Source organism: Rhodococcus sp. BS-15 (genome assembly GCF_000813105.1).
Lineage (GTDB): Bacteria > Actinomycetota > Actinomycetes > Mycobacteriales > Mycobacteriaceae > Rhodococcoides.
In genome coordinates, this window is sequence record NZ_BAOX01000175.1 from 1 (window position 1) to 10,380 (window position 10,380).

A 10,380-nucleotide genomic window follows, 5' to 3' on the forward strand; every position below is an offset into this window, starting at 1 on the left:
CCTGCGAGAACCGTCGCGGCGCTCGCTTTCGCAGCGGTACGCCATCCGCTCGCCGTCACAGATAGATCCCTCTCGTCGCGCCGTCGACACCATCGTATGCGGGGTGTCGACGGCCGTGACCGAGAGTCGAATACCCGCATCTGGGAAGATGGTGCAATGCGCATCGCACAGCACATCACCGAACTCATCGGCAACACCCCGTTGGTGAAGTTGTCCACCGTCGTCGGCGACGGTGCAGGCACAGTCGCGGCCAAGATCGAGTACCTCAACCCGGGTGGTTCGTCGAAGGACCGCATCGCGGTCAAGATGATCGACGCGGCCGAGGCAGCCGGCGAACTGAAGCCCGGCGGCACCATCGTCGAGCCCACGTCCGGCAACACCGGTGTCGGTCTCGCGCTGGTAGCTCAGCAGCGCGGCTACAAGTGCGTGTTCGTGTGCCCCGACAAGGTCGGCGAGGACAAGCGCAACGTGCTGCGCGCCTACGGAGCCGAGGTCGTCGTCTGCCCGACGGCCGTCGCACCGGAGGACCCCAACAGCTACTACAGCGTCTCCGATCGGCTCGTCCGCGAGATCGACGGAGCCTGGAAGCCCAATCAGTACGCCAACCCCGCAGGCCCGGCCAGCCACTACGAGAGCACCGGTCCCGAGATCTGGGCCGACACCGACGGAAAGATCACTCACTTCGTCGCAGGCGTGGGCACCGGCGGCACCATCTCCGGCACCGGCAAGTACCTCAAGGAGGTCTCCGGCGGCAAGGTCAAGGTCATCGGCGTCGACCCCGAAGGCTCGGTGTACTCCGGCGGAACGGGACGCCCGTACCTCGTCGAGGGCGTCGGCGAGGACTTCTGGCCGACCGCGTACGACCCGTCCATCCCGGACGAGATCATCGCCGTCTCCGACGCCGATTCGTTCGATATGACCCGTCGCCTCGCACGGGAAGAAGGCCTGCTGGTCGGCGGCTCCTGCGGCATGGCTGCTGTCGGCGCAATCCAGGTCGCCGAGCGCGAAGGCCCCGACGCACTGGTCGTCGTACTGCTGCCCGACGGTGGACGCGGCTACCTGGCGAAGATCTTCAACGACTCGTGGATGTCGTCGTACGGATTCCTGCGGTCCAGGTTGGACGGCACCACCGAGGAGACCTCCGTCGGCGCAGTGCTGCGCGGCAAGTCCGGCGCGCTCCCGGATCTGGTGCACACCCACCCGTCGGAAACCGTGCGCGACGCCATCGAGATCCTGCGCGAGTACGGCGTCTCGCAGATGCCGGTCGTCGGAGCCGAGCCGCCCGTCATGGCAGGCGAGGTGGCCGGCAGTGTCACCGAGCGTGATCTGCTCAGTGCCGTGTTCGAGGGTCGCGCGGCGTTGGCAGACCCGGTCGCCAAGCACATGAGTTCGCCGTTCCCGCTGATCGGTGCAGGCGAAACCGTCTCCGACGCCACCAAGGCACTCGGGGAGTCCGATGCGCTGATGGTCGTCGAAGAAGGCAAGCCCGTCGGCGTCATCACGCGCCACGATCTGCTCGGATTCCTCAGCAAGGGTGCCTAGCGGCAGTGGTGTGGTTGAGCGCCCCAGGGGGCACTCAACCGCACCACTGCGCGTCAGCGCACTGCGCTGGTGCCAGTGAGTGCCTGTCCGATCACGAGTTGATGGACCTCGGATGTGCCCTCGTAGGTGAGGACGGATTCGAGGTTGTTGGCATGTCGGAGCACCGGGTATTCCAGCGTGATTCCGTTGGCCCCCAATATCGTTCGGCATTCACGAGCAATTTTGATGGCCTCGCGCACGTTGTTGAGCTTGCCGAGTGACACTCGCTCGCCCGGCAGTTCGCCCTTGTCCTTGAGTCGGCCCAGGTGCAGGGCGAGCAGCTGACCCTTACCGAGTTCGAGGGCCATGTTGGCGAGCTTGGCCTGGGTGAGCTGGTATCCGGCGAGTGGCTTGTCGAACACCGCGCGAGTCTGCGAGTACTCGATCGCCGATTCGATGCAGTCCCGCGCCGCGCCCATCGCGCCGAAGACGATCCCGAAGCGCGCCTCGTTGAGGCAACTCAACGGTCCGCTCAGACCGCGGGCCTCGGGCAGCATCGCGTCTGCGGGGAGTCGGACGTCGTCGAACACCAATTCGCCGGTGATCGACGCACGCAGCGACAGCTTCTTCTTGACCGTGTTGGCGGTGAATCCCGGTGTATCGGTGGGAACGACGAATCCGCGGATCTTGTCCTCGGTCTGTGCCCACACGACGGCGACGTCGGCGACGGGTCCGTTGGTGATCCACATCTTGCTGCCGTTGAGGATCCAGTCGTCACCGTCGCGCTTGGCGCGGGTGAGCATGCCGCCGGGGTTGGATCCGAAGTCGGCCTCGGTGAGCCCGAAGCAGCCGATCAGCGATCCCTCGGCCATGCCCGGAAGCCACTGCTGCTTCTGCTCCTCGGAGCCGTACTTCCAGATGGCGAACATCGCCAGCGAGCCCTGCACCGAGACCAGCGATCGGATGCCGGAGTCGATCGCTTCGAGCTCGAGGCAGGCCAGGCCGTACGCCGTCGCGGACGTTCCGGCGCAGCCGTATCCCTCGAGGTGCATGCCCAGCAGGCCGAGCGAGCCCAGTTCCTTGGCCAGTTCACGCGCCGGCACGGTGCCCTCGTCGAACCAGTCGGCGATGTGCGGACGGATCCGCTCGTTGCCGAACTTGCGGACGGTGTCCCGTATCTGGCGCTCCTCGTCGTCGAGAAGTGAATCGATCGCGAACAGTTCGTCGACGCTCTGGGAGTTGGCCACGGTGCCTCTTTCCGCTGGGGGTTGTCTTCGCAGGTTACCCACGACCCCGCCCGGCGACGCAGGCCGATTAGTGTGGAGGCCATGAGTGAGCAGCGCAGCAAGGCAGACAACACCTCCTGGCAGGGCTTTTCCACCAAGGCAGTGCATGCCGGGTACGAGCCCGATCCGCAGACCGGCGCGGTGAACGTGCCGATCTACGCCAGTTCCACCTTCGCGCAGGACGGCGTCGGCGGCATGCGCAGCGGGTTCGAGTACGCGCGCACCGGCAACCCGACGCGTCGGCCGCTCGAAGCCAATCTCGCGGCCATCGAGTCCGGCACCTTCGGTCGCGCGTTCTCCTCGGGCATGGCGGCAACGGACTGCCTGCTGCGCTCGGCGCTGCGTCCCGGTGACCACCTCGTCATCCCCAACGACGCCTACGGCGGCACGTACCGATTGATCGACAAGGTCTTCACCCAGTGGGGTATCGAGTACTCGGTGGCCGCAGTGTCGGACGTCGACGAGGTCCGCGCGGCGATGCGCCCGAACACCAAGCTCGTCTGGGTCGAGACGCCCACCAACCCGCTACTCAACGTCGGTGACATCGAGGCGCTCTCGGGCGTCGCGCACGAGGGCGGGGCCAAGCTCGTCGTCGACAACACCTTCGCGTCTCCGTACCTCCAGCAGCCTCTGAGTCTCGGTGCCGACGTGGTGCTGCACTCGACCACCAAGTACATCGGTGGTCACTCCGATGTGGTCGGCGGCGCACTGGTGACCGACAGTGAGGAACTGGACACGGCCTTCGCGTTCCTGCAGAACGGCGCGGGCGGGGTTCCCGGACCGTTCGACGCGTTCCTGACCCTGCGCGGCATCAAGACTCTTGCGCTGCGGATGGAGCGACACAGCGACAACGCCGAGAAGATCGTCGAATTCCTCGACGGGCATCCGGCCATCTCGCAGGTCATCTACCCGGGGCTCGAATCCCACCCGTCCCACGCGGTCGCCGCGAAGCAGATGCGACGCTTCGGCGGCATGGTGTCGGTGCGTCTGGCCGGCGGCAAGCAGGCGGCGCTGGACTTCTGCGCGAAGACCGAGATCTTCACCCTCGCCGAGTCGCTCGGTGGCGTCGAATCGTTGATCGAACACCCCGGCGCGATGACGCATGCCTCGACGGCCGGTTCGTTGCTCGAGGTGCCCGACGACTTGGTGCGGCTGTCGGTCGGCATCGAGGACGGTGCCGATCTGGTCGGTGACGTGGAGCAAGCGCTGGCATGATCGTTGCACTGATCGACTCGGGCCTGGGGATGCTCCCGACGGCTGCGCGGCTGAGACACGCGCGCCCCGAGCTAGATCTGGTGCTGATGATGGACCCCGACAACGCTCCGTGGGGACCCAAGCCGGACGGGTGGGTCGTCGACCGGGTGGTCGGCACAGCGCAGCACGCCGTCGAACTCGGTGCCGAGGTGGTGGTGCTTCCGTGCAACACCGCCAGTGTGACGGCCCTGAGTCACGTTCGGGCCGCGCTCGGTGACACGATTCCGGTGGTCGGTACCGTTCCGGCGATCAAACCCGCTGCCGCGGTGAGCGATCGGATCGCGATCTGGGCGACGGCGGCCACGACCGCGAGCGCCTATCAGGGACGTTTGATCGAGCAGTTCGCGTCGCACCGGACGGTGACGAGCGTGGCGTGCCACGGTCTGGCGGATTCGATCGATCGCGGTGACGCGCGGGGGATCGGTGCCGCCATTGCCGCGGCCGTGGCAGCCACCCCCGCCGACGTCGAGTCGATCGTGCTGGGTTGCACGCACTACCCGCTGGTGTTGGACGAGATCGTCTCGCAGTTGCCGGGCGACATCACGATGTTCGACAGCGCCGAGGCGGTGGCCAACCAGACGGTGCGACGCGTCGACGAAGTCGGTTCGAGCGATTCGGGCACCGGCCGTGTGTCGGTGTGGTTGAGCGGAATCGAGGGCGGGTTGCCTGCGAGTGCGCAGCGGTACCGCGAAGCAAAGCTGCTGCGGGGCGACGCACGAGCAGAGCAATACTGACCGTCGGGGAATGCGGGACGCTCCCGAACGTTGTCTTTCACTGAGCTAACGGTTACTGCGGTGAAGGGAAACACATGGTCGGCGTGGACACTCGGAGTCCAACGGGGCGGACGGCGGTGCGCATGCCGCATCGATATGCGTTCTGGGTAGTCGGCGTCGCTTCATCGTCCTGATGGCGTCCTCGGCGGCACCGTCTCCGCTGTACCCGGTGTACCAGCAGTCGTGGGGATTCAGCGCGATCACGCTCACCGTCATCTTCGCCGTCTACGCGGTGGCGCTGCTGGCGACACTGCTCACGGTCGGAAGCCTGTCGGACCACATCGGCCGCAAGCCGATTCTCATCACATCGCTGCTGTTGCTCGTCGTGAGCCTGGTGCTGTTCATCGTCGCCGACAGCGTGCCGCTTCTCATCGCGGCACGCGTCGTGCAGGGAATCGCCGCAGGCGCGGCCACGGGAGCCATGAGCGCGGCCGTCATCGATCTGCAGCCCAACACCTCCACCGGGCCGTTGCTCAACAGTGTCGCCCCCTCCCTCGGTCTGGCAGGTGGTGCGCTCGGTGCCGGGCTGCTGGTCCAGCTGGCCCCCGCGCCCGAAATGCTGGTTTTCGTACTGCTGATCGTCGCGGCCCTGACCCTGGCCGTCGCGCTGCTGTTCGTCCCCGAGACCTCGGTATTGCGCGGCTTCGATTCCCGCCGCCACCTCGCGTCGACCCTGCTGCCGAGAATGTCGATCCCGAAGTCGGTGCGGGCACCGTTCTTTCTCATCGCCCCCGCTCTGTTCGCTACCTGGTCTCTCGGTGGCTTCCACCTCTCGCTCGGGCCCTCGATCGTCGGCGGCGTCTTCGGTATCGACAATCACATCGTCGGCGGGCTGGAAATCTTCGCATTGTTCGCCTCGGGCGCAGTGGCAGCTGCGGTGGTGCGCAACGGGTTCCCTCGCACGGTGATGATGACCGGCGCGACGGTGTTGGCGGCAGGCGTCGCGCTGACCCTGGTGTCGGTGCAGATCGAGTCGATAGCGATGTACTTCGTCGGGGCCGTCATCGCCGGATCGGGCTGGGGAGCAACATTTCTCGGTGCGATGCGCACCCTCGGTGCCCTGGTACCCGCCGCACAGCGCGGCGGGGTGTTCGCCACGACGTTCGTCATCAGCTACCTCGCCTTCAGCGTGCCCGCCGTGGTCGCCGGATTGTCGGTGCACCGGCTGGGGCTGAGCACGACGGTGGAGGTGTACGGGGCGTTCGTCATCGCGATGGCGTTGCTCTCGGTTCTCGGATTCTCGCTGGCGCAGCGGCGAGATCGGTAGTGCGGCAGACTCTGTGAGTCTTCCTCTGCCGAGGGTGAGCGAGTACTCCTACCCGATCGGGTAGTTCGGTCGGGTCGTTGGCAGGGTTCCCGCATCGAGGTGTTCCCAACGCGGTGCCTGGCAGTGGAGTGTGGTCATCAGTGAGACGCCGATCACAGTGGAAGGCGTCTTGTCACTCACACTCACCGAGGAGACACCGATGGTTATCGAGCTCAATCAGATCTGGGAATTCCCCATCAAGGAGTTTCACCCGCTGCCGCGCGCCAAGCTGGGAGTCGGCGCCCACGACATGATCGGTGTCGAGGCCAAAGAACTCGGGTTCAAGCGCTCGCTGCTGGTCACGACCGGTCTGCGCGGGTCCGGAATCATCGAGGAACTGATCGGCAAGATCGAGTACCAGGGCGTCGAGGTGGTCCTCTACGACAAGGTCGAGTCCAATCCCAAGGACTACAACGTCATGGACGGTGCCGCGCTGTACCAGAAGGAGAAGTGCGACAGCGTCATCTCCGTCGGTGGTGGCTCGAGCCACGACGCGGCCAAGGGTATCCGCGTCGTCGTTGCCCACGACGGCCGCAACATCAACGAGTTCGAGGGCTTCTCCAAGTCCACCAACAAGCAGAACCCGCCGCACATCGCCGTATCGACCACTGCCGGAACGGGTTCGGAGACATCCTGGGCCTACGTCATCACCGACACCTCGGACATGGAGAAGCCACACAAGTGGCTCGCCTTCGACGAGGCGTCGACACCGACTCTGGCACTGGACGATCCGCTGCTCTACTACACCTGCCCCCAGCAGTGGACCGCGTTCTGTGGCTTCGACGTTCTTGCCCACGGTGCCGAGCCCTACGTCTCGCGTCTGGACTTCGCTCCGTCGCTGGGTAACGCGATCTACTCGATCGGCTTGGTGTCCAAGCATCTTCGCGAGGCCGTGTACGACCCGGGCAACCTGAAGGCTCGCGAGGGCATGATGAATGCCCAGTACATCGCCACGCAGGCCTTCAACTCCGGCGGACTCGGTGTCATCCACTCGATCTCGCACGCAGTCAGCGCCTTCTACGACAGCGCTCACGGTCTGAACAACGCCATCGCCCTGCCGCGCGTGTGGGAGTACAACCTGCCCTCGCGCTTCGAGCGCTACGCCGAGATTGCCGTCGCCATGGGCGTCGATACGAAGAACATGACCACCGTGCAGGCGGCCGACGCTGCTGTCGAAGCAGCGATCAGGCTCTCGAAGGATGTCGGTATTCCCGACAACTTCGGCTCGATCCGTTCTGCGACGTACGACAAGAACCGGATGAACACCGGGAAGTACGCAGGTAAGGGCGACGTGATCAAGGGCGACGAGAAGTCGGTTCTGAAGATCTCCGAGCACATCCAGGACGACTGGTGCACCCCGGGCAACCCCCGAGAGGTGACCGTCGAGTCGATGATCCCCGTCGTCTCGCACGCGATCAACGAGTCGTACTAACTGCCACCCATGTGAGCGGAACTTCGTAGCAGGGTACGAAGTTCCGCTCACATGCGGCGCAGCCGCCTCCCGAAGGGAAACACATGACCTCGCTGTCGACAGTGCGTAGCGACGACACCGGTACCGTTCGATTCACCGATGCGGCTCATCTGCAGCGCGCGCTCGGGGAGCAGGACTACATCGCCGACGACGACCTCGCCACCGTGGTGCATCTGGCGACAGCGCTCGATCGACCGCTGCTGCTCGAAGGCCCGGCGGGCGTGGGCAAGACCGAGCTTGCAAAATCTCTCGCTGCCGCAAGCGGCCGGAAGCTGGTTCGCCTGCAGTGCTACGAGGGCCTCGACGACAACCGCGCACTCTACGAGTGGGACTACGCCAAACAGCTTCTGCACGTGCAGATGCTGCGCGAACACATCGGTGCGCTGACCCAGCATGTCACCGACATCGACGACGCTTCGAAGATGCTCGCTGCCAAAGACTTCGGTCTGTATTCCGAGCCGTTTCTCTCCGTGCGGCCCCTGTTGGAATCGGTACTGTCCGAGGAACCGGTGGTGCTGCTCGTCGACGAGGTGGACCGCACCGAGGAATCGATGGAGGCGTTGCTGCTCGAGGTGCTCGCCGAGAAGCAGGTGACGATCCCCGAGGTCGGCACCTTCACTGCGCGCAGCGACCCGTGGGTGATATTGACGTCCAACGACACTCGTGAGCTGTCCTCCGCTCTCAAGCGCCGCTGCCTGCACTTTCATCTCGATTACCCGACCGCTGCGCGCGAACGCGAGATCGTCACCGCCCGCGCTCCCGAGGTACCGGCTCACATAGCGGCCGAGATCGTCTCGCTGGCAACAGAACTACGAGAGCTACCGCTTCGCAAGAGTCCGTCGATTTCGGAAGTGATCGACGCAGCACGAATTGCCACCGTCCTCGGGTTCACCGACGACACCCGGAAGTATCTGCTCGCTGCGCTGGTCAAGTATTCCTCGGACATGAAGATCGCGCTCGCCGGTCCGGTAGCGGAGACATCGACCGCGGCACCATCGCTCGGAGTTGTTGCCAACACGACCGCGACGGCGTTTCGCGGGCACGGTGGGCGTGACAAGGGTGGCATCGGAATACGACGATGACTGTGGCACAGACGTTCTCGGCATCGGTGGTACTCGACGTGCTGGCGGCCGTGTTCGGGCGGACTCTGCGACGCTTCGGAGTGGCAGCATCGCCCGCCGAGGTCATCGAGGTACGACGCGTCCTCGGCCTGCTCGGGGGCCGTGATCTCACGGTACTGCAGGCGGCGTTGCGCGCGACCTGCGCGAAGTACGACCACGAACAGCAGGGCTTCGATCTCGCCTTCGAGTCGATGTTTCGTCTCACGGCGGCAGAAGCCGTCGAACATCCTCGTTCTTCGGTCGGCGCGCAGGTGGCAGGAGGACTGCCCACCGACCTGGATGTGGGAGCGGATCAAGAAGCGGCGAAATACGCCGAGTACAACGAGCGTGCGGTCGAAATCGGGGATCTGCTCGACGCCCCGGAGGCAGACAAGGGCTTCAACCCGCACAAGGACGACGACGACATCAGCCTCTCCTCCGAGGATCACGATCTGTCCATCGATACGGACGGCGACATGGGGAGGCGAGGCGTCACCTATACCGTCGATCTGGAGCGTTCCGGGTCGACGGCCGCAGGAGAGTTGGCTTCGAGCACCAGTGGAGCGATTGCGGGACAACTGAACTGGGAAGATCCGGCAGGAATTCTGGCGTGGTTCGACGCCTACGATCCGCGCAGCGTCTACGGCGACGGAGGTGATTCCGGGCCGCTGAGCAGTGCGATGCTGGACTCGATCACCGACGCGTGGAGGCCTTCGTCGCGGCACTGGGGGACGTGACGGGGACGATGTCGTCACCGGTTCCGACCGACGGCGCTCTGCAAGCGATCGGCCGGCACGCCGAAATCGAGCGCGCGAGTCACGAAGTGCTGCGGCACATGCGCGGTACTCCACGCCCGCGGCCCCGCGAACACTCGCGCGGCCCGCTGGACATGCGGCGTACCGTGCGGTCGAGTCTGCGCACCGACGGAATTCCTTTTCGTCTGGTGACGAAAACGCCCGTACCCGACAAGGTAAGGCTGCTCGTACTGGCCGATGTTTCACTCTCGGTGCGGCCGATCACCGCATTTACCCTCAGACTCGCGCAGGCCATGCATTCACGCGCGCATCGGTGCACGGTGATGGGTTTCGTCGATGCACCGGTGGACGTGACAACCACCTTGCTCGGCAGTACCGGAGACGGTGCGCTGCTGCGGTTCTCGCGGACGCGCGTCTGGACCTCGAAGCCAGTAGCGACTACGGCAGAACCTTCGCCGATCTGCTGGATTCGCACGGGGACGTGTTGAACAAGCGCACCGCGGTGATCATCGTGGGTGACGGCCGGTGCAACGGACGGCCGTCCGGACTCGAAGCGTTGGAGAAGATTCGGTCCAAGGTGCACCGCATCGCGTGGATCACCCCCGAGGCCCGCCGTTACTGGGCTCAGGCCGCGTGCTCGATGGCGGACTACGAGCAGATCTGTGACCGTGTGGTGGTGGCGCGTGACGGGGAACAGCTGAGCGCGTTGGCGGCCGAGCTGGGGCACGCGTTGTCCTGACCGTCTGCAACAGTCCGATCATGCGGTAGCAACCGCAGCTGATCCGCACCCGTGAGCTGGGTATGGGACCGGATCAGCTGCAGGTCGAGTCGACGGTCAGGCCGAACACGCTTGCTGTGCCGCCGCCCAGACGTCGGCGTCGACTCCGGGCGGTGCGTCGCCCGAACCGGGAGGG

7 protein-coding genes and 1 pseudogene are annotated in these 10,380 nt (G+C 65.3%); 7 read left to right on the forward strand and 1 reads right to left on the reverse strand.

Translation table 11 applies throughout. The features are described 5' to 3' along the window. Positions 1-156 precede the first annotated feature (156 nt). Positions 157-1,542: a cystathionine beta-synthase gene (locus RHBS_RS17975; RefSeq protein WP_128646161.1), complete on the forward strand. Its 1,386-nt coding sequence runs from the start codon at positions 157-159 to the stop codon at positions 1,540-1,542. A 53-nt stretch (positions 1,543-1,595) separates the two neighbouring features. Here RHBS_RS17975 and RHBS_RS17980 read toward each other — a convergent pair whose 3' ends face one another. After that, a complete protein-coding gene (locus tag RHBS_RS17980; RefSeq protein ID WP_094611864.1) occupies positions 1,596-2,768 on the reverse strand; it encodes an acyl-CoA dehydrogenase family protein in 1,173 nt (390 codons plus the stop codon). An 81-nt stretch (positions 2,769-2,849) separates the two neighbouring features. Here RHBS_RS17980 and RHBS_RS17985 point away from each other — a divergent pair, with 81 nt between their 5' ends. The 6 genes and pseudogenes from RHBS_RS17985 to RHBS_RS18010 all read left to right on the forward strand — a co-directional run bounded on the left by RHBS_RS17985 (position 2,850) and on the right by RHBS_RS18010 (position 10,205). Then, positions 2,850-4,022 carry a cystathionine gamma-synthase gene (locus tag RHBS_RS17985; protein WP_128646162.1) on the forward strand — a complete coding sequence of 391 codons (1,173 nt, stop codon included), beginning with the start codon at positions 2,850-2,852 and terminating at the stop codon, positions 4,020-4,022. Then, on the forward strand, positions 4,019-4,795 hold the full coding sequence (locus RHBS_RS17990) for a glutamate racemase (RefSeq protein ID WP_128646163.1): 777 nt from the start codon (positions 4,019-4,021) through the stop codon (positions 4,793-4,795). The genes RHBS_RS17985 and RHBS_RS17990 overlap by 4 nt, the downstream gene beginning before the upstream one ends. A 172-nt stretch (positions 4,796-4,967) precedes the next feature. Further along, the gene (locus RHBS_RS17995) at positions 4,968-6,101 is read left to right on the forward strand and encodes an MFS transporter (RefSeq protein WP_237669372.1); all 1,134 of its coding nucleotides are present in this window, start codon (positions 4,968-4,970) and stop codon (positions 6,099-6,101) included. Positions 6,102-6,300: 199 nt separating this feature from the next. After that, on the forward strand, positions 6,301-7,572 hold the full coding sequence (gene mdo / locus RHBS_RS18000) for an NDMA-dependent methanol dehydrogenase (protein WP_128646164.1): 1,272 nt from the start codon (positions 6,301-6,303) through the stop codon (positions 7,570-7,572). Positions 7,573-7,655: 83 nt separating this feature from the next. Continuing rightward, entirely contained in the window at positions 7,656-8,693 is a 1,038-nt protein-coding gene (locus tag RHBS_RS18005) for a MoxR family ATPase (RefSeq protein WP_187298540.1), read from the forward strand. Next, positions 8,690-10,205, forward strand: a pseudogene (locus tag RHBS_RS18010) (VWA domain-containing protein). The gene RHBS_RS18005 and the pseudogene RHBS_RS18010 overlap by 4 nt, the downstream one beginning before the upstream one ends. The last annotated feature ends 175 nt before the right edge of the window (positions 10,206-10,380 follow it).

Bases quoted from the DNA above. Each gene is read 5' to 3' on its own strand.
- RHBS_RS17975 (WP_128646161.1), top strand. From the start codon at position 157: ATGCGCATCGCACAGCACATCACCGAACTCATCGGCAACACCCCGTTG.
- RHBS_RS17985 (WP_128646162.1), top strand. From the start codon at position 2,850: ATGAGTGAGCAGCGCAGCAAGGCAGACAACACCTCCTGGCAGGGCTTT.
- RHBS_RS17990 (WP_128646163.1), top strand. From the start codon at position 4,019: ATGATCGTTGCACTGATCGACTCGGGCCTGGGGATGCTCCCGACGGCT.
- RHBS_RS17995 (WP_237669372.1), top strand. From the start codon at position 4,968: ATGGCGTCCTCGGCGGCACCGTCTCCGCTGTACCCGGTGTACCAGCAG.
- mdo (WP_128646164.1), top strand. From the start codon at position 6,301: ATGGTTATCGAGCTCAATCAGATCTGGGAATTCCCCATCAAGGAGTTT.
- RHBS_RS18005 (WP_187298540.1), top strand. From the start codon at position 7,656: ATGACCTCGCTGTCGACAGTGCGTAGCGACGACACCGGTACCGTTCGA.